This is a genomic window from Neobacillus sp. PVCKKU3 (assembly GCF_058323225.1).
The window spans coordinates 54,267-78,454 of sequence record NZ_JBLVQN010000010.1 but is presented as its reverse complement, the minus strand read 5'-3'; the positions used below and the strand labels follow the sequence as shown (position 1 = coordinate 78,454).

The 24,188-nt window shown below is 39.8% G+C and carries 29 protein-coding genes; 4 read left to right on the top strand and 25 right to left on the bottom strand.

The genetic code is table 11. The features are described from left to right. Positions 1–220: 220 nt before the first annotated feature. From ACNQGS_RS09120 to ACNQGS_RS09100, 5 genes are all read right to left on the bottom strand, one after another. Entirely contained in the window at positions 221–928 is a 708-nt protein-coding gene (locus tag ACNQGS_RS09120; protein ID WP_491487056.1) for a YphF family lipoprotein, read from the bottom strand. 28 nt (positions 929–956) lie between these two features. Continuing rightward, positions 957–1,130, bottom strand: a complete 174-nt coding sequence (locus ACNQGS_RS09115) for a DUF2768 domain-containing protein (protein ID WP_491487055.1) — start codon at positions 1,128–1,130, stop codon at positions 957–959. Positions 1,131–1,354: 224 nt separating this feature from the next. Further along, positions 1,355–2,404 (bottom strand): NAD(P)H-dependent glycerol-3-phosphate dehydrogenase, encoded by a 1,050-nt coding sequence (locus ACNQGS_RS09110; RefSeq protein ID WP_491487054.1) that lies wholly within the window; start codon positions 2,402–2,404, stop codon positions 1,355–1,357. Positions 2,405–2,423: 19 nt separating this feature from the next. Continuing rightward, positions 2,424–3,734: a ribosome biogenesis GTPase Der gene (der, locus tag ACNQGS_RS09105; RefSeq protein WP_423798959.1), complete on the bottom strand. Its 1,311-nt coding sequence runs from the start codon at positions 3,732–3,734 to the stop codon at positions 2,424–2,426. Positions 3,735–3,895: 161 nt separating this feature from the next. Next, positions 3,896–4,504 (bottom strand): YphA family membrane protein, encoded by a 609-nt coding sequence (locus ACNQGS_RS09100; RefSeq protein ID WP_491487053.1) that lies wholly within the window; start codon positions 4,502–4,504, stop codon positions 3,896–3,898. Positions 4,505–4,610: 106 nt separating this feature from the next. Here ACNQGS_RS09100 and ACNQGS_RS09095 point away from each other — a divergent pair, with 106 nt between their 5' ends. Next, a complete protein-coding gene (locus tag ACNQGS_RS09095) occupies positions 4,611–4,757 on the top strand; it encodes a YpzI family protein (protein ID WP_213145018.1) in 147 nt (48 codons plus the stop codon). 155 nt (positions 4,758–4,912) lie between these two features. Here the strand turns inward: ACNQGS_RS09095 and fni are convergent, their stop codons facing one another. From fni to ACNQGS_RS09020, 15 genes are all read right to left on the bottom strand, one after another. Then, on the bottom strand, positions 4,913–5,965 hold the full coding sequence (gene fni / locus ACNQGS_RS09090; RefSeq protein ID WP_491487052.1) for a type 2 isopentenyl-diphosphate Delta-isomerase: 1,053 nt from the start codon (positions 5,963–5,965) through the stop codon (positions 4,913–4,915). Positions 5,966–5,977: 12 nt separating this feature from the next. Then, a complete protein-coding gene (rpsA, locus tag ACNQGS_RS09085; protein WP_464490969.1) occupies positions 5,978–7,117 on the bottom strand; it encodes a 30S ribosomal protein S1 in 1,140 nt (379 codons plus the stop codon). A gap of 120 nt (positions 7,118–7,237) precedes the next feature. Beyond that, positions 7,238–7,819, bottom strand: coding sequence for a lysophospholipid acyltransferase family protein (locus ACNQGS_RS09080; protein WP_491487051.1), 582 nt, complete (start codon positions 7,817–7,819; stop codon positions 7,238–7,240). Between the two features lies 1 nt (position 7,820). After that, positions 7,821–8,495 carry a (d)CMP kinase gene (gene cmk, locus ACNQGS_RS09075; RefSeq protein WP_491487050.1) on the bottom strand — a complete coding sequence of 225 codons (675 nt, stop codon included), beginning with the start codon at positions 8,493–8,495 and terminating at the stop codon, positions 7,821–7,823. A gap of 281 nt (positions 8,496–8,776) precedes the next feature. Continuing rightward, on the bottom strand, positions 8,777–8,956 hold the full coding sequence (locus ACNQGS_RS09070; RefSeq protein WP_213120345.1) for a DUF5359 family protein: 180 nt from the start codon (positions 8,954–8,956) through the stop codon (positions 8,777–8,779). A gap of 102 nt (positions 8,957–9,058) precedes the next feature. After that, positions 9,059–10,408 carry a germination protein YpeB gene (gene ypeB, locus ACNQGS_RS09065; RefSeq protein ID WP_491487049.1) on the bottom strand — a complete coding sequence of 450 codons (1,350 nt, stop codon included), beginning with the start codon at positions 10,406–10,408 and terminating at the stop codon, positions 9,059–9,061. Between the two features lie 12 nt (positions 10,409–10,420). Next, the gene (gene sleB / locus ACNQGS_RS09060) at positions 10,421–11,176 is read right to left on the bottom strand and encodes a spore cortex-lytic enzyme (RefSeq protein ID WP_423798966.1); all 756 of its coding nucleotides are present in this window, start codon (positions 11,174–11,176) and stop codon (positions 10,421–10,423) included. Positions 11,177–11,333: 157 nt separating this feature from the next. Continuing rightward, the gene (gene prsW / locus ACNQGS_RS09055) at positions 11,334–12,023 is read right to left on the bottom strand and encodes a glutamic-type intramembrane protease PrsW (protein WP_213145010.1); all 690 of its coding nucleotides are present in this window, start codon (positions 12,021–12,023) and stop codon (positions 11,334–11,336) included. An 82-nt stretch (positions 12,024–12,105) separates the two neighbouring features. Continuing rightward, complete coding sequence (locus tag ACNQGS_RS09050) at positions 12,106–13,062, bottom strand: asparaginase (RefSeq protein WP_213145009.1); 957 nt, start codon at positions 13,060–13,062, stop codon at positions 12,106–12,108. Positions 13,063–13,069: 7 nt separating this feature from the next. Then, complete coding sequence (locus ACNQGS_RS09045; protein WP_491487048.1) at positions 13,070–14,071, bottom strand: YpdA family putative bacillithiol disulfide reductase; 1,002 nt, start codon at positions 14,069–14,071, stop codon at positions 13,070–13,072. A gap of 74 nt (positions 14,072–14,145) precedes the next feature. Next, positions 14,146–15,423, bottom strand: a complete 1,278-nt coding sequence (locus ACNQGS_RS09040; RefSeq protein ID WP_213120339.1) for a Glu/Leu/Phe/Val family dehydrogenase — start codon at positions 15,421–15,423, stop codon at positions 14,146–14,148. Between the two features lie 226 nt (positions 15,424–15,649). Beyond that, complete coding sequence (locus ACNQGS_RS09035; RefSeq protein ID WP_491487047.1) at positions 15,650–16,231, bottom strand: adaptor protein MecA; 582 nt, start codon at positions 16,229–16,231, stop codon at positions 15,650–15,652. Between the two features lie 190 nt (positions 16,232–16,421). Beyond that, positions 16,422–17,210 (bottom strand): metallophosphoesterase, encoded by a 789-nt coding sequence (locus ACNQGS_RS09030; protein WP_491487046.1) that lies wholly within the window; start codon positions 17,208–17,210, stop codon positions 16,422–16,424. 22 nt (positions 17,211–17,232) lie between these two features. Next, entirely contained in the window at positions 17,233–17,589 is a 357-nt protein-coding gene (locus ACNQGS_RS09025) for a hypothetical protein (protein ID WP_464490976.1), read from the bottom strand. Positions 17,590–17,652: 63 nt separating this feature from the next. Further along, entirely contained in the window at positions 17,653–18,285 is a 633-nt protein-coding gene (locus tag ACNQGS_RS09020; protein WP_491487045.1) for a CBS domain-containing protein, read from the bottom strand. Between the two features lie 146 nt (positions 18,286–18,431). Between ACNQGS_RS09020 and ACNQGS_RS09015 the strand changes: the two genes are divergently transcribed. The 3 genes from ACNQGS_RS09015 to ACNQGS_RS09005 are packed head-to-tail and all read left to right on the top strand — an operon-like array spanning position 18,432 to position 19,541. Then, positions 18,432–18,662 carry a spore coat associated protein CotJA gene (locus ACNQGS_RS09015; RefSeq protein WP_423798972.1) on the top strand — a complete coding sequence of 77 codons (231 nt, stop codon included), beginning with the start codon at positions 18,432–18,434 and terminating at the stop codon, positions 18,660–18,662. Continuing rightward, a complete protein-coding gene (locus ACNQGS_RS09010) occupies positions 18,659–18,919 on the top strand; it encodes a spore coat protein CotJB (RefSeq protein WP_423798973.1) in 261 nt (86 codons plus the stop codon). The genes ACNQGS_RS09015 and ACNQGS_RS09010 overlap by 4 nt, the downstream gene beginning before the upstream one ends. A 52-nt stretch (positions 18,920–18,971) precedes the next feature. Then, positions 18,972–19,541, top strand: coding sequence for a manganese catalase family protein (locus ACNQGS_RS09005; RefSeq protein WP_213145002.1), 570 nt, complete (start codon positions 18,972–18,974; stop codon positions 19,539–19,541). A 27-nt stretch (positions 19,542–19,568) separates the two neighbouring features. On the opposite strand, the gene ACNQGS_RS09000 is transcribed toward ACNQGS_RS09005, so the two are convergent. From ACNQGS_RS09000 to ACNQGS_RS08980, 5 genes are all read right to left on the bottom strand, one after another. After that, entirely contained in the window at positions 19,569–20,024 is a 456-nt protein-coding gene (locus tag ACNQGS_RS09000) for a DUF2663 family protein (protein ID WP_491487044.1), read from the bottom strand. 90 nt (positions 20,025–20,114) lie between these two features. After that, entirely contained in the window at positions 20,115–20,831 is a 717-nt protein-coding gene (locus ACNQGS_RS08995) for a LysM peptidoglycan-binding domain-containing protein (RefSeq protein WP_491487043.1), read from the bottom strand. Further along, a complete protein-coding gene (locus tag ACNQGS_RS08990; protein ID WP_491487042.1) occupies positions 20,824–21,435 on the bottom strand; it encodes a CPBP family intramembrane glutamic endopeptidase in 612 nt (203 codons plus the stop codon). The genes ACNQGS_RS08995 and ACNQGS_RS08990 overlap by 8 nt, the downstream gene beginning before the upstream one ends. Then, complete coding sequence (locus ACNQGS_RS08985) at positions 21,432–22,940, bottom strand: RecQ family ATP-dependent DNA helicase (RefSeq protein WP_491487041.1); 1,509 nt, start codon at positions 22,938–22,940, stop codon at positions 21,432–21,434. Before ACNQGS_RS08985 ends, ACNQGS_RS08990 begins: the two co-directional genes overlap by 4 nt. Further along, on the bottom strand, positions 22,931–23,977 hold the full coding sequence (locus ACNQGS_RS08980) for a YpbB family protein (RefSeq protein ID WP_491487040.1): 1,047 nt from the start codon (positions 23,975–23,977) through the stop codon (positions 22,931–22,933). Before ACNQGS_RS08980 ends, ACNQGS_RS08985 begins: the two co-directional genes overlap by 10 nt. Between the last annotated feature and the right edge of the window lie 211 nt (positions 23,978–24,188).

Below are 24,188 nucleotides of genomic sequence, written 5' to 3'. Positions count from 1 at the left end.
CCAGTTATGACACTTTTCTAAAAATTTTTTACCTCCTTCAAAAAAAATTTCATGTAATGCTGGTATTTACAGTACCTGTAAGGTCAAAATGGATGGAGGGTTTCTATTTATGTTCATCGATACGATGGAATTAGGAATTCGCCGTACCGCGTTTATTTATTGAAAAAAAACCCTTCTCCTACAATATATTTCGCAGGAAAAGGGTTATGACTTTTAAATCTTATTCTTCTAGAAATACCGGTTCATTTGTTTTTGGGTCTATGGTGTAGGGCAGGGAAAAAGCCGGAACGAACATAGAGTTATTGACTAGAATAGGCCGGATATCCTCGCCAGGATTCACCTTCTGGTCTGATTTCTTAATTGCCTGATAAAGGTCAGGGCTGTAATCTATATATACTTCGGCATTCCCAGTGATGACAAAGGATAAATTTTGATTGGAATACGGACTGACGGCATATGGAGGCTCCTTATATCCCAATTTTTTATAGTCTAGAGTAAACACATTTTTGGCAATTTGTTTTTTATAGGGCGGATACCCCATTGCCTTTAATCTTAATTTCATATCCCGGATCGTTTCAGCCATTCTTAAGTCAATAAGTTTCACCGTTGGACTGGTTTCCACATCAACCAAAACGTATTGGAATATACCCCCGTTTTCAAACGCATTACCGGGTGGTTCAGCTATATATTTAGGGGCAATCTTTTTAAAATCAATTGGATACTTTTGATAAATAGGGGTACCCGCTTCTTTCGTTTTGATTGGCAGTATACCGCCATTATCATTTCTAAAATCGTCCACAGCCGTTTGAACTGCTTGTATTTGATCCTTGTAGGGAATCTGATTCTTTGCCAATTCCTCCTTTGGATACATACATCCCGTTAACAGGAAAGCCAAAGCTGCACACAAGCCCAGCATCTTCCACTTCATATAATCACCTTTATATGTATATTTTTCGTCATGTCAGGAATACGATAAGCAGTGTCAGCCCTGCTGCAATCATAAATAGATAGGCAAGAATAGCTGTAACAAAACGGAGTACTCCTGTTAATTTATACCTGCTCAAATAAATGGTAATAATGGCGAAAAACATTAAAGCCATTCCGCCAACGGATATCCACATCTTTAACATACCTGGTGACAACGTAATTCCCCCCTTGTCCGAAAGTTATTATAACATAAAAATAAAAAACTGAAGTAAAGAGGGGCGAGTTCTTTACTTCAGCCATGGTCAAGACTAAATAACCCATACTCCAGCGTCATACTACCAAGTTGCTTCGTTGCATTGTATGCATTTTCATGTTAAAGCGTATCAGAAGAACGCCTATTTTTTGAAGGAAAAAGCACATTTTTTCGTTATATATTTCTTTCATCCAAAATATTAACCAAATCTTCCATCTCATGTGTTTTGCTGCGGCCCATTAATACCTCTACCCCGTCTTTTGCATTTTTGCCATTAAACAAAACATCATAGAGCACACGGGTAATAGGCATTTTTACTTCATATTTTTCGACCAGCTGGTAAGCAGCTTTCGTGGTTCTGACACCTTCCACGACCATACCCATGCTATCAAGTACTTCCTCTAGGGTTTTTCCTTTCCCTAATAAATTTCCTGCTCTCCAGTTTCTTGAATGAACACTGGTGCAGGTGACAATTAAATCGCCTATTCCTGCCAAGCCGGAGAAAGTTAACGGGTTAGCTCCCATTTTTGTGCCAAGCCGCGCGATTTCAGCCAACCCTCTTGTCATTAGGGCAGCTTTGGCATTATCCCCATAGCCCAAACCATCGGTAATTCCTACAGCCAAGGCAATAATGTTTTTCAAGGCACCGCCAATCTCAACCCCAATTACATCGGAATTCGTATAGACACGGAAATTGTGGTTAATAAATAAATCCTGAATTTCTTCTGCTGCTTCCATATTTTCCGAAGTAACTGCAACCGTTGTCGGGTGTCTGAGACTAACTTCCTCGGCATGGCTTGGACCAGAAAGAACAACAACAGCATCTAAGAGCTCTTCAGGCATTTCTTCCTTGATGATTTCCGAAATTCTCATCAAAGTATCGGGCTCAATCCCTTTACTTACATGTGTTATCATAATCGGAGAAGTTACGACAGCTTGAATTTTCCGAATGACCTCGCGAATGGCCTTTGTGGGAACCGCTAAAATAACATGCTTAATATTTGCCAAGGCATCGCTTAAGGAAGCATAGCCAACGATTAATTCAGGAAGGTCTATTCCGGGCAAATATTTTTTGTTTGTATGAAACTGATTAATTTCTTTAACTTGTTCCTCATTATGGCTCCACAACCGGACCCCGAGTCCATTATCCGCCAGTACCATCGCCAGGGCTGTCCCCCAGGATCCAGCACCGACGACGGCAGCAGCCTTTTGTTTCTCTTCCATTACGATCACCGCCTCAAGGCTATTTTCTTTCTCTTGCATAAATTTTAATAGGGGTACCCTCAAAGCCAAATGCATCCCTTATCCTGTTTTCAAGAAAACGTTCATAAGAAAAATGCAATAATTCTGGTTCGTTGACGAAAATGACAAAGGTTGGCGGCTTCACGGCAACCTGTGTAGCATAATAAATTTTTAATCTTCTGCCTTTATCCGTTGGTGTCGGGTTCATGGCAACCGCATCCATAATAATATCGTTTAAGACACTTGTTTCAACACGCATAGAATGGTTCTCACTAGCCAAATTAATCACTGGCAGCAAGGTATGGATTCTTTTTTTCGTTTTCGCAGATAAGAAAACGATCGGTGCATAATCAAGAAACAGAAAATGATCTCTGATCTTCTGCTCAAACTCTTTCATCGTTTTTTCATCTTTTTCAATAGCATCCCACTTATTGACGACAATGACGACCGCTCTTCCGGCTTCATGGGCATAGCCTGCGATTTTCTTATCCTGTTCAATGATTCCTTCTTCGGCATTAATGACCACCAAAACCACGTCTGATCGTTCAATGGCCCTAAGTGCACGCAGCACACTATATTTTTCGGTGCTTTCGTATACTTTACCTTTTTTTCTAATTCCTGCTGTATCGATGATAACATATTCTTGTCCTTCGTACGTATAAGGAGAATCGATGGCATCACGGGTTGTCCCGGCGATATTGCTGACAATTACCCGGTCTTCTCTTAATATGGCGTTAACCAAAGAAGATTTTCCGACATTTGGCCGGCCAATTAAAGAAAACTTAATAACATCCTCATCATACTCTGCTTCTCCGCCCTTTGGAAAATGTTTTGCAGCAGCATCCAACAAATCCCCCAGGCCAAGTCCATGAGACCCCGAAATTGGGATTGGCTCTCCAAACCCAAGTGCGTAAAAATCATAAATCATATCCCGCATTTCAGGATTATCAATCTTATTAACCCCTAGGATAATTGGTTTTTTTGTTTTATAAAGAATTTTAGCCACTTCTTCATCGGCAGCCGTAACCCCTTCTCTCCCATTCGTTAAAAAGATAATGACGTCAGCTTCATCAATCGCCACTTCGGCCTGCTGCCGGATTTGCTCCAGAAACGGCTCATCACCAATATCAATCCCGCCTGTATCGATGATATTAAAATCATGGTTGAGCCATTCGCCTGAGCTATAAATTCGGTCTCTCGTCACACCTGGGATATCTTCAACAATGGAAATTCGTTCACCAACAATTCTATTAAAAATAGTGGATTTTCCGACATTCGGTCTTCCCACAATGGCAATAACAGGTTTAACCATTCAAATCGCCATCCTTTCTTATCCGTTAATCAAACTTTTTTAGTATGTAAAGTTACTAAAAATGATGAAAGAACCCTTCGGGGTACCCCCAGAAAGGTCTAACTATCCTATCTTAGCAAATGTTAATCTCCTCCTGCAACGGATAGGGGGAATAAATCTTGTTAAGAAGATTTTTGTTTTGCTTTTTCCAAAAAATGAAAATGATTTTGCAGTACAGCTCCTGCATTTTCCAAAAGGCTCCAGCCAACCGTTACTGCGGAAATCAACGCACATACATCTAAATAAGCAAAATCTCCGATTGAATGCGGAAATTGAAATTTATTTAAAATATACGCGTACAATAACTCTCCCTGCATGGTTCCGCTAAATATAATCAGCAGTCTCCCCTTTAATGTGTTTTGCAGGATTATAGCCAAATAGCCGATACCGATTCCCATCATCCATTCCTTCTTAAATATTAACCAAACCGGGTCAAATATTTCGAACAAATGGAAGGTTACGTAGGCAATTGTGATAATTAAAGAACATATGAGAAGGTATATGATAACCCGCTGCTTTTCTTTGCTTATAAATAAATATGAATAACCTAAGATGACAACCCCGCTTCCATAAACGTCAACCATGCCGAAACTAAAATGATGGTTTGAAAAAATAATCAAGATTAATACTGCAGCCGCAACCCTTAGCCGATACGGATTATCCTTAGGTAAAATAAACGTAAGGTAAACCCAAAACATCCAAAAAATCAAATAAAATGCCGCACCTTCCATACATACACCTCCTATTATTATCATTATTGATATTCCTGATGAACTTTTATACTTACTGAATAATATTTCCTATGTGATTCATCTTATAAAGAGGAGGTGTAGAAAAATGGGAAAAGACCGCCAAGAGAAAAAGCTAAAAGCAAGCAGAAGAGTGGAGTCAGACCGTGATCAAGCATTGCACTATAAGGGGTCCACGAAGCTGTCAGGTCCTGATGAGGCAAGAGGTTTAAATGATGGGAAGGACGATTACTAAAAGAAAAGCGGAAGCGCCTTGACCAGGGGCGACAGGCATAAGACGAGCCGGCGAGAAGGCTGTTTTTTAGCCTTCTTGACGGATTGGCTTATGACCCCGAGCCCCTAGGCGCTGCAGCCAGACAAGAAGAAAAGCTCCTGCATTTTGCAGGAGCTTTAAACTTGTCGCTGGCTGTATTGTTTAGTATCAATTCCTCTTTGGGTTAACCAATGATAAGTCTCTCCGGAAATAATCAAAGGAACACGTTTCAATTCCGAAATGGATTTTACCCCTAAGGCTGTCATAATAAGAGTAATCTCCATAAGCAGCTCCTGCATTTCATCCACTAATGCTTCTGTCCCTTTTTCTACAAGAATCCTCAGGAAATGACCGGCAATCCCAATCGCATCCGCTCCTAAGGCTATTCCTTTGACGATATCCAAACCGTTCATAAAACCGCCAGAGCCAAGGATGGAAATGTTGGAAATGGATGAAGCTTCCGCAATAGACACAGGAGTGGGTATGCCCCAATCAGTGAAAAAAGGAAGGGATTTCTCTCTGCGTTTATTTTCAATCTCCGCAAAGTTGGTTCCTCCGGCTCCCCCACAATCGGCAATTTGCACCCCTATCGAGAAAAGCATTTGAATCGTTTCACGGGACATACCAAAGCCCACCTCTTTTATGATCACTGGGACTTCTACACCGTTTACGATGGTTTCAATTCTTTTTAAGGCTCCGGAAAAGTCACGATCCCCCTCCGGCATGGTCAGCTCTTGGATCACATTTAAATGAATTTGCAGCGCATTGGCTTCAATCATTTCAATTGCATATTTTGCATCATCCAACTGTGCCTCACTGCCAAGATTGGCAATCAAAACGCCCTTCGGATTCTCTTTACGGGCAACTTCATAGGTATAACTTTGAGTTCGATCCTTAACAGCCGACATTTGAGAACCGACAGCCATCGCCAATCCAAGCTCACTTGCAGCAATAGCCAGTTCCTTATTAATCGAATAGGTCTTTTCACCGCCGCCGCCCGTCATCGCATTGATAAAAATAGGCGAACTTAAATAAAGTTCGCCTATTTCATGATTTAATCGAACATCACTAATACCAATATTCGGTAAACTTTGGTGAATAAATTTAATATCATCAAATGCTGAAGAACGCGTGTGCCCATTTTCAATAGCTAGGCGGATGTGATCCCATTTACGTTCCAATCTAGACACGTTTTATCACCATTATTTTCTCAGATTCTTTAACTTATCTCCAATCATTTCACCAAGCTGGAATCCTTTTGATTCTTCCGGAAGTTCATAATCGTAGGTTTCCTCAACCTCTTTTTCAAGAAGCTCCTTGATGCTCAAAGATAGGCGCTGCTCCGCTTCATTTGCATCTAAAACTTTAACGGATACCTCTTGTCCTTCCTTTAACACCTCATGAGGGGTACCGATGTGTTTATGGGCAATCTGGGAGATATGAACAAGGCCTTCAACACCAGGGAATACCTCAACGAAAGCTCCATAAGAAACCAATCGCTTAACGGTTCCGGTTAACACACTGCCCTTTGGAGCCTTTTCTGAGATGTTTGACCATGGCCCAGGAAGTGTCTCTTTAATGGATAATGAGATTCTTTCGCTGCCCCGATCCACGCTTAGGACTTTTACATTAACCTTTTGGCCTTCATGTACAACATCTGTTGGTTTATTGACATGTTCGTGTGATAATTGGGAAATATGGACAAGTCCGTCAATTCCGCCGATATCAACAAAAGCACCAAAATCAGTCAATCTTTGAACTGTACCTTCAATGATATCCCCCGGCTGGATTGCATCAAGACGGGATAGTTTTTGCTTTGCCTTTTCCTGTTCAACAACAGCACGGTGGGAAAGGATTAAGCGATTTTTATCTTTATCAAGTTCGACAATTTTAAAAGTAATCGTTCTGCCCTTATAGTCGCTAAAATCCTCGACAAAATATGTCTCAACAAGGGAAGCTGGGACAAAGCCGCGAACTCCTAGGTCGACAACTAGGCCGCCTTTCACTACATCTTTTACTTCGGTTTCAATAACCTCGCCGCTTTGGAATTTCTGCTCAAGGCTTTCCCAAGCCTTGCCGGCGTCCACTTTTCTTTTTGAAAGAATTAATGCTTCTTCCTCAACCTTCATTACTTCAAGCTCTAGTTCATCGCCTTCTTTAACGGCATCTGAAGCTTTTTCGATATGCAGGCTTGATAATTCGCTGATTGGAATAATCCCATCAAGTTTGCTGCCTTGGATATTTACAAGCACCTGCTTTTCTTCTACTTTAGTAACTTGCCCGGTTACCTTGTCGCCAACTTCAAAGCTTTTCACTTCTACCTGATTTAATTCTTCAGACATATGTAATCCTCCTTAATCCATTGACTAGCAAAATCTATAATTATCTATAAATTCTGATTTGCCCAAAATTGAATCTCATATTTAACTTCTTATAAATCATGTCTTTTGTCAAGCGGAAACCTATCGATCCTCTTTAATAAGTTTATGAATTTCAGCCATAATTAATTCAGTGGCTACTTCTGCAGATGCCTTCGAAGTTCTAAGTTCGTCCATTTGAATAGGTTTACCATAAACTACCTTTAACTTTTGCAGGCTTTTGTAAGGGCCAAGAATCGCACACGGAACAACAGCACAGTTTGTTTTCAAGGCAAAAAAACCAGCACCGGCAAGACCCTTCCCTAATTCCCCAGTTTTACTTCTCGTTCCTTCTGGAAAAAGCCCAAGCACATGCCCATCCTTTAAGATGTTGATTCCTTTTCTTAGTGCTTCCCGATCACTCATTCCTCTTTTTACAGGAAAAGCGTTACATTTCCGCACGATGTTCCCCAAGACAGGGACTCGGAAGATTTCCTCTTTGGCCATAAAATAGACAGGTCTTTTCCCGGTAATCCCGACAATAATGGGGTCAAAATTATGAATATGATTGGAACAAAGAAGCACGCCGCCCTCTTTTGGAATATTCTCCGCTCCAATCGTTTCAACTCGATACCATGGTTTAAAAATTGCGTTTACTACTGATCTGGCAAAGGTATAAAACGTCAACTCATCCAATCCTTTCGTGCACAAGAGCCATAATTTTATCGACTACTTCCGGAATAGTCAAAGAGGTGGTATCAATTTCGGTGGCATCTTCGGCCTTTTTCAAAGGAGCTACTTCTCTTTCAGAGTCGATTTTATCTCTTCGCGCAATTTCTTCTTTTAGTTTTTCCAAGTCTGATGGGAATCCCTTTTGAAGATTTTCATTATGGCGCCGCTCAGCTCTTTCGTCCACACTGGCGAGTAAAAAGACTTTTACCTCTGCATTCGGTAAAACATGGGTGCCAATGTCACGCCCATCCATGACAACACCGCCGCTTTTCGCAAACGATTGCTGTCTTCTCACCATTTCTTCCCTTACCCTTAGATGTTTGGAAGGAATGGATACCAAATTGGTTACTTCAGATGTGCGAATTTCGTTAGTAACATCCAGATTATCGAGTAAAACGATTTGCCCGTTATCAGAAGGCAGGAGTCCTATTTCTGTTTTGAGCAGCATCTCCACTAGGGAGTCTTCATCTTCAAGATCAAGATTGTTCGCAATTGCTTTATATGTCAACGCCCGATACATGGCACCTGTATCAATGTAAATATACGATAAGTTTTCTGCCACAATTTTTGCTACAGTGCTTTTACCGGCAGCAGCAGGACCGTCAATTGCGATGGATATTTTTCTATTCATAAATCCTCCTAATGAATATCTAAAGTTGTCTATATTTATTTTACCATAAGAGAATGGAATCCTTCCTTAATTTAATCCATTAAATCAAAAAAAGCAGGCAAGCCTGCTCATATTTTTTTCATTAATAATTATCGTGTTGAAATTCTAATCATTTATGATTTAATTAAGTCTGTTGATTGGTGCTCCAGGCACTCGCTTTCCGCGGGCGTGCCGGGGAGCCTCCCCGCGGAAAGCGAGTGCCCGGAGCGGAAATCAACAGGCCCGTTTGCAGAGGCAATAAATTAGTTTCCTTGAAAGGTCTGGAGTATTTCGGTGATGGAATTTTCGTTGACGCCTTCGTATTTGGTTAGTTGCTGCAATTCTGGCAGCGTGTCAAGCTGATGAAGAAAAAATTGCGTTAGAAGTAAAAACAGAAACTGTATGATGATTATCTTCATTAATATTTTTTCGATTTTCTCCAAATCCATTCACCTCGAAACCAAGATATTCCTATTATGGGGGCTGATTCGATGTTTTATTCTCATTATCGCACCAAATAAAGAAAGGAAAGCAAGCGCTTTCCCTTATAAAACACCTTCATACATATTTTCCGCATTTTTTAGTTTATCTACTTTTTCCTCCATACCTGTTTTCGCATTAATAAAAATGCGGTAAGTATCTTCTCCCATTGTCCCGAGAAATTCGTAACATAATACTTCCTCATTTAAATCATTGATGACTACAGCAAGCCGGTCCTCCATCACCTTTAGATTTGGATTCACTTTCTTTCTCGCCTCTTCAAGTGTAATGGTTGGTTTATCTAAATTTCTTGTTTGAAAGGACTTTAAGTAATCCTCCGCAGAGACGCCGACAATATCGCCATTATCTAGAGCAACCTTAACTTTTACCGATTCCGGATAGATTCTAACCCCATTAGTAGTGGTGACAAAATTAAAGACACCAACATTATCATATTGAAAACTTTCAAAAGTTTCTAAGTCTTTAAAGCCGGTTTCTTTTAAAAAGGCAAGTGCTTTATTATTGGCATCATTCAAACTGATCGCCTGCTTATCGATCGGGCGGTTGTTCATAAACCAAATGGGATGGCCGGCTTTTTTTGTAATGTCCATACTAGCTTCCTGACCAGTTTTGTTATTCCTTACGGAAACACTGTAAAAGCCGTAGTCAGACCCTTTGCCATTTTTGGTGACCTTCACATCCGCATTGTCGTCAATTTTCATATATTTTTTCGCAATGTCGGCAGCCTCTTGCTTTGTAATGGATTTCCCTTTAATTTTTTTATAGTTTTCATCCTTTTTTTGCAGGTTTGTTAAAGTAAGCCCCTGAGCAGTTTCTTCATAGCCGCTGACGGTTTTCTCAACCGTTTTGAAACCGTCAATAATCGTGTTATCTGTATTTTCCTTACCTGAGGCCAAGGCAAGCTCAACATCCATCCAGCGCAAATTGTTCTTTAGTACCATATGCTGGACTTTTCTAAGCTCTGACTGGATTTGTCCGGATTGCTTATAAAGGGATTTCAATGTTTCGTATTCCTGATCAGAAAGGGGCTCCTTATCCAAATCCCTGGCAGCAGTCCGATAGCTGAAGTTTCCGATATTCGCAAGAAATTCCTCTGTTTTATTAAATGGCAGCAGCGTCAATGGAAGCTGCCCAACATCGCTGTGCGCCTGTGACGTGAGTCTCCAGACTTCAATTAGCGACGGTGATAATGAACTTTTTGAGTTCATAGCAAGTGTTGTGCCAATTTTGTCATTTAAAAGGTCCATTCGATAAGTAAGATTATGGAACGCCCGTTGATAATTGTTTTCTGCATTTAAAAGCACCGCGTTTTTCTCTTGATGTTCCTGGTAACCCCAGTAGGCAGTACCCGCAATAGCTACCGCGAGAACGCCAATCAATATTCCTCTAATCAACTGTTTTCACCTCTATTTGCAAAAAATATGTTGGCCAATTTTTTTAATTTGCGGTCTTCCCCAAATCCATCCACTCGTGGCCGTTGCCGGATTAAAATAATACAAGGCTTCGCCGGTAGGATCCCAGCCATTTATCGCATCGATCACTGCTTTCTTGGAAGTTTCATTCGGGGTCAGCCAAATCTGTCCATCGGCGACTGCCGTAAATGCTCCCGGTTCAAAGATAACTCCAGAAACCGTGTTTGGAAATGACGCACTTTGTACCCTGTTTAGAATCACTGCAGCAACTGCTACCTGGCCGATATATGGTTCACCTCTCGACTCCCCATGAACGGCATTTGCCATTAAGCGAATATCATTTTGCGAAAAACCAGCCGGAGTGTTTGCTGCGGTGGGCTTTTTGGCAGGTGCTTGCGGTTTTGCATTTGGTTTTGCCGCAGAATTATTGCCCGCCTTATAGTTTTTGCTCGCCTTCACGAGTTTCGCTTTTGTATCCGGCCCTGCCATCCCATCAATCGGCATCCCAAATTCATACTGGAAATTCCGTAATGCCCAATAGGTCCGCCAGCCGAAAACTCCATCCACCGTCCCTGTAAAAAAACCTAAATGTTTGAGCCTTTCTTGTAATTCAATGACATCCGCGCCAACCGCACCATGCTGGATTACCTGACCCGAAAAAGCCTGAACCTGATTGGTTTTTACGAATGGTAATGGCGTTATTAAAAGGGATAAGATTAGCAGATTTATTAATATCGATTTCTTCAACATGGAACATTAACCCCCATTTGTAAATCTTTTTGCATTAATCCTATTTTTTGTTTAAATGGTGTTTTTATTCCAATTAAATAAAGAAAACTCGCCGATTGGCGAGCCTGTAAGGGCGAAGACAGATTTATACTTTCTTATTAGCTGAAAAAACCCAACATCAATGATGAAGGGTCTTTTCAAGTGAATATTGTTTTTTAAAATGGTTAGCACTTAACAATTTCGCTTTTTTCACTTTTCTAAGTCCAAACCACCATAGAAAGATCATGAAAGGGAAAATGATAAGCAGCCAATTCTCTAAAGATAACAGGATTAAATCGTAGAAGCCGTGCAAAACAAATGGGAGTAGCAACGACAAAGCAAGCCATTTCGCTTTATTGCCTTCGGTAAACTTTGCCTTGCCAAAATAAAATCCCATTATAACTCCAAAGAGTGCATGACTGGAGACCGGGAGCAGCGCCCGGGTTATGGCATGTTCAATGCCGTTAGCAATAAGGTAAAAAATATTTTCAACGGTAGCAAAACCAAGGGAAACTGCTGCACCGTAGACAATTCCATCAAACGGTTCATCAAATTCAACATGTTGATAAATGGCATAAAAAACAATAAACCACTTAAAAAATTCCTCAAGAAAACCGGTACTGATAAATGCGTTAATCATGCTTGAATCAAGTAATTGCTCTGTCTTTAGGACATGCTGGATAAACATAATCGGAAATACCAACAGCGCACCATACAAAAATGTTCTAAGAACAAGGGGAATAGGCTCAGATTCATATTCATCTTTTAAATAAAAATAACTTAGCAAGGCCAAGCCGGGAGCGATCCCGGCAGATAAGATTCCCAGCATGATGAACCTCTTTTCAACTCCATTTTCTTAAGTCTAACATGGAAATGACGTAAGGAAAATGAAAGATTTATTCCAGCTTCCATTAATATTGAATATTTTCTAGTCCGCTTGCTAGCGAAACAGCAAGTTTAATTCTTGCCTTTTTGCAGTCATTATCGCTGCCAAGGATGACTCCCTTTTTATAAAGGTCATAGGCACTGCCCTCGTAATCATAGGTTGTATAAACAGAACCCTCTTCAGCGCTGGTGGTAACGACCATCTTAATTCCAGCTTTTATTGATAGTTCTATTTCTTCCATCATTTTAGGGGCTACCTGGCCACGCCCTACCCCCTCAAGGATGATTCCTTTTACTCCCGCTTCTCTTGCGGCCTTAATAAATTTCCCATCGGCACCAATATAGCATTTAATAATCTCAACCTGGGGGATAGCTGTAAGAACCTTATAAAATTCCCGTTTGATAGGCTTTTGAAAAATATGAACCTGGTCGTTATCAATGATTCCTAGATAGCCAAATCCAAAGGAGTTAAACCCCTGAATATTGGATGCGTGTTCCTTTTTGACGTATCTTGCTGCAAAAATCCGTTCATTAAAAACGACAACTGCCCCGGCATCATGCAAATCTTTAGCACAAGCAGAATAGATGGCATGCCTGAGGTTAATGTAGACATCACTCCCCAAATCTTCTGGGGAACGCTGTGATCCGGTTACTACAACTGGACGGGAATCGGCAATTGTTAAATCAAGGAAGTAGGCTGTTTCTTCCATTGTATCTGTCCCGTGTGTGACGACCACTCCACAAACCGTATCATCTTTAAAATAGCCCTCAATTTTTGATTTTAATAAAAGTAAATCGTCAAAAGTAATATGAATACTAGCTTTTTGAAAGACAGATTCAACAATGACTTCAATATCATTTGGCAATTGGCACATAGCAGCCAGTTCTTCACCCGTTAAAGCACCAGATGCAAGTTTTCCAGAATCTTTATTTGGTTTACTTGCAATTGTACCGCCTGTAGTTAACAAAACTACCTTTTTCATAGTAATATCACCCTTTTAATTCTTTCTCTAAGATGGAACCTGCAATTTGCCCGCCATGAAATCTTCCATTTTCGATAAAGATTTCATTTGCATTGTTGCCGGCCGCTAGTACCCCTGCAATATAAATCCCTTCTACGTTTGTTTCCATCGTTTCAGAGTTAAAAATCGGTCTTCCTGATTCTTGGTCGATTATCACTCCCATTTTTTTAATGAATTGATGATCAGGGTGGTAGCCAGTCATGGCAAACACAAAGTCATTTTTTATGGTCTTTTCTTGGCCTTCTTTTACATAAATGACCTCATTTTCAGTTATTTCTTTGACATTTGCATTAAACTCCATATGGATGACTCCATTCCGGACCAAGGCTTCAAATTCCGGAAGAATCCATGGCTTGATACTTGGAGAATATTCATTTCCGCGATATAAAACAGTTACTCTTGCACCCGCCTTTACAAGCTCTATGGACGCATCTACACTGGAATTTTTTCCGCCTATAACACAGACATCCTGGTCAAAATAGGGATGCGCTTCTTTAAAGTAATGAAACACTTTAGGCAGATCCTCACCAGGTACCTTCATAAAATTGGGGTTATCATAGTAGCCGGTGGCTATGACAACATAATTGGCACGATAAGTATTTTTTTCTGTTACAACTGTAAACAATTGATTGTCTTTTGTCACTTGTGTCACTTTTTCAAAGGGATTAATACGAAGCTTTTTTCTTTTTGCAACCTCTCTATAATAGACTAGAGCTTGATTTCTTTTTGGTTTATAATTTTCGGTTAGAAAAGCGACATCACCAATTTCTAATTTTTCACTTGTACTAAAAAAGGTTTGATGTGTTGGATAGTTATATAAAGAGTTTACAATATTGCCCTTTTCGATGATAAGCGGGCTTTTTCCTATTTCCTGTAAGGCGATTGCAGCCGCCATACCACACGGGCCACCGCCAATAATAATTACGTCTTCTATTTGCACAATGGAACACTCCTTAAAACATTCATGCATCTGTTTTAATATATAGAAAAAACTCCTACCTGTTAATGATAGGAGTTTTGAGGATATATTTCAATGGTAACAACTTAAATCCAGCCTCTGAAGCGGCTTGCTTCAGCCATTTTTCTTACACCAACCATGTAAGCAGCAAGACGCATATCAACGCGGCGAGTTTGGGCTGTATCATATATATTGTTAAAGGATTTGACCATCACTTTTTCAAGCTTTTCTTCTACTTCTTCCTCAGACCAATAGTAACCCTGGTTATTTTGTACCCATTCAAAATATGAAACAGTTACTCCACCTGCAGAAGCTAATACGTCAGGTACAAGAAGAATTCCGCGCTCGGTTAAAATTTCTGTAGCTTCTAATGTGGTAGGTCCGTTTGCGGCCTCAACCACGATGCCGGCACGAATATTGTGGGCATTCTCTTCGGTAATTTGATTTTCAATTGCTGCCGGAACGAGAATGTCACATTCCAATTCAAGCAGTTCCTTATTGGTAATTGTGTTATTGAATAGCTTTGTTACTGTTCCAAAACTGTCCCTTCGGTCGAGCAGGTAATCGATATCTAGTCCATTCGGATCATAAAGCGCACCATAGGCATCTGAAATCCCTACTACTTTAGCACCTGCATCATGCATGAATTTTGACAAGTAGCTGCCAGCGTTGCCGAAACCTTGGACAACGACTCTAGCTCCTTCGATATTGATGCCTCTCTTTTTCGCTGCCTCGCGGATACAAATGGTGACCCCTTTTGCTGTTGCCGACTCACGGCCATGGGAACCGCCAAGTACAAGCGGTTTTCCAGTGATAAAACCAGGATTGTTAAATTCATCAATCCGGCTGTACTCGTCCATCATCCAGGCCATTATTTGCGAGTTTGTAAATACGTCAGGAGCAGGAATATCTTTTGTTGGGCCGACAATTTGGCTAATTGCCCTTACATATCCGCGGCTTAATCTTTCAAGCTCACGGAATGACATATCGCGCGGGTCACAGATAATCCCGCCTTTACCGCCGCCATATGGAAGATCAACGATTCCGCATTTTAAGCTCATCCAAATTGAAAGGGCTTTCACTTCTGTCTCTGTTACACCTGGATGGAAGCGTATTCCTCCCTTTGTTGGGCCTACTGCATCATTATGCTGCGCACGGTATCCAGTAAATATTTTTACAGATCCATCATCCATTCTAACTGGAATCTTGACTGTCATCATTCTTAGCGGCTCTTTTAAGAGCTCGTATACCTCTTCAGGGTAACCTAATTTTTCAAGGGCTTTATGTATAACGGTCTGTGTTGATTTTAACACATCGTGCTTACCCTCATGATTAGTCTTTTCATTACCTTTTTCGGTAGACATTTATAAACCTCCTAAGAAAATACTAAAACGATTAATGTCCGCTATCAGTCACAAGTATACACCTTTAGGCAATTAATGCAAGAACAAAAATCCACCTTTCCTTTTATATAATGTGATTATGCAAAGGCGGTCATTCGCATTTATTTGCTATTTTAAAATAACAAATTGCATTGTGAAAAAACTTAAGGAGCGGTTTAACCCCCTCCTTATTAGATATGTGTATTATTCATTTGAAATAGTGGAGAAGGGTTTCGATCGCTGCGTGACCGACTATAAGTTTTCCGTATTCTTTTAGGACATACGGACTTAATATAGATGCATTGCCAAACTCCGACATCAATGAGGCGGTAATAGAGCTTTGTTCGGTTTCTATTTTTGTCAGCAAAAGAAAGTAGCGGCTGCGATATACATATAGACTCCCACCATAAATATCTAATAAGGAAAGCCGTTTCGCAAGACCGATTATATCTTCTAATTCTTCAAATTCATATAAAAAGTCCTCACAGCCCCCTACTCTTACCTGCATTTCAATTAAACCATCATCCAATGCTTCCTCATCTTCCCGCGTATGGTCGACGGTAATAATCATGATAATTCCTTGAGCTTGAAGGGAGAAAATTTCAACCGCTACCGAACCCCTTATATCAACATCGAATTCTTCACTTGCCTCTTCAAGCATATCGTGAAATAGCTGATTCCATTTGCCGGATTCTTTCCAAATATCCTCCTTGGAAAGCCCTCTTTCAAACAAATCATCGGACGTTAAAATAATTTTTATTTTATTAGCTGCTAAGCGTTCTAAGCGCATGTTTTTGCCCCCTGCTAGACATCTCTTGTGTTAGATTATGAAAGCAGAGAGGCGGTTGTGAATTGTCTCCCTTAAATGAAAACTCGCCGATTGGCGAGTCCGATAGGACGGTTCATGAGGCGTAGTTGAATTTATGCGTTAAGAAAGTATAAAGCTTTCGACAGAAAGTTTATACTTTCTTATTAGCTAACTAAGGAGTATCGGTTCCGTTTCTAACAGTAATCAAATGACACTGTGCCGGGGCTCCCAATCTAAGGGGGATGGCAGTTGTTCCATAACCGTTGCTAATGAAAAGCACTGTTTGCTGAACTCTTTTTATTCCCCCTTTTTCTCCGGGACTGAATCCAAAAAGACGGATTTGACCACCGTGTGTATGTCCGCTTAAAATCAGCCGGATATTCTGCTTTGGTCCAACTTTCTTGATAATATCCGGGGAATGGCTGACCAAGATTTTAAAGTGATTGGCTTCTGTTCTGTCTAAGGCCAACTCAAGTCGGTCCCTTCCTAAAGTGACATCGTCAACTCCAAGTAAAAAAATCTTTTCGCCTTGGTTAGAATGCAGGCTGACGGCTGAGTTATCCAAGACATTTATGTCAGTTTCCAGAAACACTGTATGTAGCTGATGCAAATTGGCCTCATAATCGTTATTTCCCCATACAAAATAAACGGGACCAATTTGTCTTAACTTCATTAAATTTGCCTTTACCTTTTGTAAAGGCACATCTCTTTCTGTCAAATCCCCGCCTACTACAACAAAATCAGCCTTCCCTATGGCCGTTTGAATGACCTTATCAGATATTGTCCGTTTATGAATATCGGAAATAAAAAAGATGGTCATCCTTCCAAACGTTTCAGGAAAATCCTGAAAAAGGAATTCATGCCGGACAACATCATTTAAAAAGGCCTCCCGCAGCATATATAAAAGCAGGCATAACCCAATGATGAGAACAATCAACAAGATAATTGGGATTAAACCCATATTCACATACCCCTTTAAAACTCTAAGATTCTAATGAAATGGTACCATAAACGATACTTAAACTAAAAAAAACAAGTGCCTGCTCCCAGCCAAATCGAAAAAGAATCGTGAATACGATGATCAGAAAAACCATTTCTATAATCTTCAAGAGAATATGCTTCTTCTGTGCACCTCTTAATTTATGTATGAAATCCTTGATAAGACCACCCGTAAGAAGGACACCAAGGAACAGGGCTAAGGAGGCAGCCAAAAACTCAAGCGGGTGTGTAATTAAAACAATAAAAAAATCAGCCAAAACAAATGGTTTCGGAATCCAAATCCATTTAATGAATAAATAGCCGAACAAGTAGATAAACAAAATCCTCCCTACTGCAAGCATGCAAAAATCCCCCCCATAACAATGTATGAGGGGGATTGGTATTTTTTCCACGATTAAGTATTTTTACACTTCTTCGATACTTAAAATACGGAACCCATGTTCTTCAAGTTTTTTCGTAAATTTATCAATGTTATCTTTCTTTTCAATTTTCATGACAATTCTTCGGACCAGCTTATCTGTTTCGTCAAAGGTGACCAGCGAAATGATATGCTCGTGAAAATGATGGGCGATTTCCGACAAGCGAGCGATCCGCCCTTCCGTCTCAACTGATGTAAACGCAATCCTCACCCCAGGGCGATTGACTCCAAAAGCACTCTCAAAGAAGCTCAGAACATCTGAGCGAGTTATCACCCCTAGAAAATTACGGTCCTCATCTACTACTGCAAGCAGAGGAAAATCTTTTAAATCAAGCATCGTCCTTTCAAATAGTTCCGCACCTTCTAAAAACATCTCTTGGTGGGTAGCAATGTCTTTCACACTCGTCGTTGTTAAATATTCTTCCTTTGTTTTATTGGAAAGAAAATAATTTTCATAAATCCCATATCTGGTCACTACACCGACATATTTATTACCTTGCAAAACAGGTAGGCCATCAATTTCTTGAGCTTCCAATCGATCCAAGGCTGCTTTAAGCGTTTCGTTTTCCTGTGCTGTAATACAGTCATGCTTTGGAATCATCATATTTTTTACGAACATATTCCTATCACCTCTAAGGTTAATACTTCAACTACATTATAATTCTATGTCAGCGTTCGAAAACCTTTCATTTATTAAACTTTTATGTCATTTCATAAGAATATTATCATATGATTAACTGATGCTGAAATAAAGGGAGGGTTTCCATGAACACTCATCTTAAGACCTATCATCCGTATGTAAGTCCTTTCGACCCCTGTAAGCCGATGCTTGAAAAAAAGTATTCCACACCGCCTCATTTATATATGGGTTTTCAACCACCAAATCTCCCACAGTTTTCTCCTTTTGAGGCTCTTAAAGCAGGTACGCTTTGGAAAGATTTCTATGATCCCTGGTACGGCCCCAATGAAATTGCAAAAGGGGGTATCCCTTCATGAAGCAAGTTCCTGCCGAGTATTATCAATTGATGGAACAGCTCCAAGCCGTCGACTTTGTCCTGGTCGAGCTCACTTTGTATTTGGATACCCACAATGATGATCTTGAAGCAATAAACCAATTTAACCATTATGTAAAGGAAAGAAAGCGAATAAAAAAAGCCTTCGAAAGCCAGTTTGGCCCCCTTCAGCAGTTTGGCAACAGCTATTCAGGGCATCCTTGGAATTGGGACGATTCACCTTGGCCATGGCAGGTATAAATTCACATAAAAATCAGCAGTAGTGAACGTTCAAAGGGAGGGATAAAGGAAAATGTGGATATATGAAAAGAAACTGCAATATCCTGTCCGTGTCAGCACCTGCAACCCGATGTTAGCCAAATTTTTGATAGAACAATATGGAGGTGCCGATGGAGAGCTTGCTGCAGCGCTCCGATATTTGAACCAACGATACACGATTCCCGACAAAGTCATCGGCCTTTTGACAGATATCGGAACGGAAGAGTTTGCTCACTTGGAAATGATTGCCACCATGGTCTACAAGCTCACAAAAGACGCTACTGTTGAACAAATGAAGGCAGCAGGGCTTGACGGGCACTATGCCGATCATGATAAAGCCCTATTTTACCATAATGCCGCTGGAATTCCTTTTACCACTCAGTATATCCAAGCTAAAGGTGACCCAATCGCCGACCTTTATGAAGACATTGCTGCAGAAGAGAAAGCACGGGCAACCTACCAATGGATTATCAATATGAGCGATGACCCCGACTTGAATGACGGTCTTCGTTTCCTCCGGGAAAGAGAAATCATCCACTCGCAACGCTTCCGCGAAGCGGTCGAAATTTTAAAAGAAGAAAAAGGAAAGAAGAAGATATTTTAATTAGGAAGAGGCAGAGATTCTGCTTCTTTATTTTTTTTCATGATATAGATTGATATCGTAATTTTTTTTCATCATTGCAAAAACGATATGGCGATTTTTCCACTCTTCTTCCTTCTTCCAAAAATCTTTACTGCGGTCAGCAATCTCAGCCCTCAACTCCTGGTATTCCTTCTCCTTCTTATCCTTTTGCTGCTTCAAAATATTCATTGAACCGTACCCAATGAGCGTAACCGCCATTAAAAATATGATAACCGAATCATTTAACGAAGCAGAAAACATGGCAAAAAAGGAATAAGAATAATATTTCGCAATGGCAAAATAAAAATAACAAAAAAAGATGGCTGCCAATAAAAGAGTCGAATAGATAGAAAGATAATGTAACTTTTCTGCTTTATCAAATTTTTCCTTCTTTTTCCGGACATTTTCTAGAACCTGCTTGGTCGCTTCATCCGTATGCTCAAGCTCCCTAATGGGAGAATCCATATCCATCCCTCCATTTCTCCATTAATAAATATGAACTTGTCCGCAAACTTATGATTTAAAAATCAAAAAAACCGACCTAAAAACGATCGGTTAGTTGCTAATTGGGATTTTCAATACCTGACCAACATAGATTTCGTCATTGGACATGTTGTTTGCTTTTTTTATAATGTCCATCCCTTTTTGAGATTTATAATACTTCATCGAAATACTAAATAATGTTTCTTGCTGCTGAACCTTATGACGAATGATCGTCTCTTGTACTGGTTCACTTTTACTTGTATCCGTTTGTGTTGGTTGATTCTGAGTCTGCACTGGTGCATTATTGCTGGCAGCCCCTTGAGGTGAAACAGGACTTTCCGTGGACACATTTTTTTCCGTATTGGCAGTCGGCTGTTCTTCGGCTGGAGGAGTTAATAAGGTGCCCGCTTCTACACTTTCCGGATTATCAGCTCCATCGGCATTTACGGATTGTTCTTCCTCCACTTTATCAGTCTCTTCTGAAGTTGATTTTTTTAGGTTAATAGTTTCATAGCCAACAGGATCCGTTGAAGCTTTCTTAGAGCCATTTATTTGTTTTCCATCAAGATAAGAAATAACACTGAAAATAATCACAGGAAGAAGAATAAAGAATAATACCAGGATCCGAATAACCGGATATTTTATTTTCCATTTTACCTTTTTCTTTTTTTCCCGATGGACCAGTTCTCTTGGCGGCAATTCATCGTTCACTTCGATATTTTCATTCACCTTTTGTATTCGTTGTTTTAATCTTTCGGCTTGCTCTCTATATGGTTCTTCTCTATTCATTAAGCCCTCCCCCTCCTTGCTGATCATCTGCCGAAGAATGTTTATACTTTATAAAAATACCTAATAAGAAATCGATAATAAAATGCATTATAATGGTGACAGCCAGATTATTTGTCGATTCATAGACTGCCCCAATAACAAAACTAAGCGTAATAATGTTGATAAATAAAAACACATTAAACAGGTAGCGGTAATGGATTACCGCAAAGATAAGACTAGCCAAAATAAGCCCGACTTTCGTTTGGATAATCCCTCTAAATAATAATTCCTCGCTAAAGGAAACAAACGCAGCAATAATAAAAATATGGAATATATTTCTTTTCCGGAAAATCCGTTCATTTAAGCCGCCATCATCATAAAAAGATGTAGGCAGCCATTTCATTAAGATTAAGTCAATGATGACAACCGCTATCCCCAATGGCACGCCTATGGAAATAATCTTAACGTCCCTTACATCGATTGCTTTCAAAAAAGAGAAATGGTCAAATAGGAGCAATCCTAAAATGAGTGAGATCACAAGCAATATGACCTGTGTCATATATAAGTGAAAAAGTAAATCTTTATCAGTTAAGCTGCTAATTAGTTCATTATATTTCTTTTTCATTCCCTCAACTCGCTATTAAGTAATAATCCGGCTAGGTATTCCTTCCATTCAATTTTCCCTAAAGGATTCTTCCTCATTTTATGGGAGGCTGAATAGTTTTTTTCGTCAATTCCACAAATATCACAGCATTGCTCAATTTTACTTGTCACCTGTTCCTCAAAATAATTCAAAAGGAATTCGCGCCGGCACCGATTTGACAAAACCCATTGTAACATTTGGTAAATATTTTTTTTCTTCATTGTTATGCGTTCATTAACAAATCCTTTAATTCTTTCTTTGCTGTCAAGAAGAGAACTTTTTTCTTTGGCTTCTTTCCGGAAAAGATTCTCCACTAATCTCCACTGAACCTCAGAAAACCCTCCTCTTTCCTGGGTGCCTTGATTGAATTGAGGTGCATCGCCTTTTATTCCGTGTCCAATTTCCAATTCATGAAACAGCCAGTCAATTTGCTGTTCCGACGGGAGTTCGCTTTCGGCAAGCTGAAAAGGCAGCTGTTCATCTCCTGGTGAATATAAAAGATAGGCGATACTCGGCAGACCATCGCGTCCTGCCCGGCCAATTTCCTGAAGATACGACTCGATTTGCATCGGCATATGAAAATGAATAATAAATCTGATATTATCCTTATTCACTCCCATCCCGAATGCACTTGTGGCACAAATAACATCTAGCTGGTTATGAATAAATTGTTGCTGGATTAATATTCTTGTATCCTGATCCAACCCCCCGTGGTAAGCACTTGCGTTACAAATATTCTTTTCCTCTAGCAATAAAGCCATTTGTTCGGCCATTTTTTTGCTTGAAAAGTAAATAATACCAGGTTTTTCAAGCTTGGCAGCAAGCTCCAAAACCCGGTCTGTCTTTTTCTGATATTCTTCTAATTCCTCGATCCATATGGCTATATTAGGACGGTCAATTGTCGATTCCACTTTTACAGCATCCTCTATGCCTAATGATTGGATAATATCCTTCCGGACCTTTCTTGTAGCGGTGGCGGTTAGAGCTAGTGTAAGGGGGCACCCTAAGCTTTTCCTTATTTCACCCAATTTGGAGTAATCCGGCCGAAAATCATACCCCCATTGAGAAATACAATGCGCTTCATCCACTACAAATAAGCAGATCGCAAGGTTCCGAAGCTTTTGTAAGATGAAAGAGGACTGAAGCATCTCCGGTGATATAAAGATAAACTTATAGTCGTGCAGCCGGTCTAGAACATAACTTTTTTCCTCCAAAGACAGAAAGGAGTTTAAAGCAATAACCCTTTTCTCACCCAAACGACCTAATTGTTCCACTTGATCTTGCATAAGGGATAGAAGCGGGGAAACGATTAATATCGATCCATCAAAAACATAACCAGGAAGCTGGTAGCAAAGGGATTTGCCCGTTCCGGTCGGGAGCATTGCCAAGGTATGCTGTCCATTTAAGATAGCTGAAATGGCTTCCTTTTGCCCTGTTTTAAACGATAAATAGCCAAAATGTTTTTTTAAAAGATTTTCTAATTCCATTGCCGGTCACCATACTTCGCCAACACTAACCTGATTTGAAAATAACTGGCACGGCTGACTTTTTCCCTTATTAATTTTAATTGCTTTGTGGCGGCTTGATTAGCAATTTGCAAAATTTCCAGCTGTAATTCTTTATCAACAAAAGCATCGATTGAAAACCGGTCTATTTGCAGCGCAAATTCCACTAAATGATCTTCGATTGTGCTTGTTTTTAAATTTCTGTTTTTGGCTATCATCTCTATCGAATATCCCTGCGATAGCAACTTCCATGTTTTTCGCGCCGTAATGGTTAATTCATCCCCATGCTCCAAGCCCTTTAGCAGATGGGATAATATCGAAAAATTAACGCCTCTTGTTTCTATTTTTTCAATCAAATAATGCAGTGTATTAGTAAATGTAAGATGATATTCATACACATTAACATTCATTTTTTTGGATGCTTGTTGAGCGGTTAATCCTATTTGCCGGAATCCAGTTAAACGGAAGACAATCGTAGACGGATCAATTTCCTGCCCATCTTCGAAGCATTCGTTCAATTCTTCATATAATTTTTCGCCAATTTCGTTTCTTGAGAGATGACTTTCTTTAAGAACAGCTTTAACCCAGATAAGAACCTTTTTATTTTTTTGAATCGGTATATAGCTTGTTTCCTGATTAATGAGGTTAGAGACTACTTGAACTAATAAAGAGAGCCGTTCCCAAAATATAGTGGTCATTTGGTGATAACGCCAGCCATTGAGAAAGAATGGAATACCGATATTTTTCAAGCGCTGCTCTCCTGAAGAACTGAGCAGGTATTTTTTCTCACCTTGCTCCATAATCCACCCGTTGTCCCTCATACAATGAATTATGGCTTCAAAGGAGTCTCTTGTCAGCGGTTCAAGTACTCCAAATAATCTTTTTAACGAATATAAATGAATATCCTGAATGGTTTGCGACGATTTCTTTCCTTTTAAAATGTGGTAAACAGAATAAATAGTTCTTTCGTTATTAATTTTTTTCAAACAATAAAGAATAACTGATTCTACCCATTCCATTTTAGACTCACCACTTATCCTAATTCGACAAAAACAGTTAAATTTTATTATATTTTAACATGAAACAGGTATTGTGTTGTCCAAAAATGTGGAAGTTTAAGAAATAATGGGACTAAAGGTACCAAAATCAAATTTCTATTGAAAAGTTATTCATACAGCTTTACAATAGATATGTGAATTGTATTTTCCATCACAAATGGAAAATAAGTAA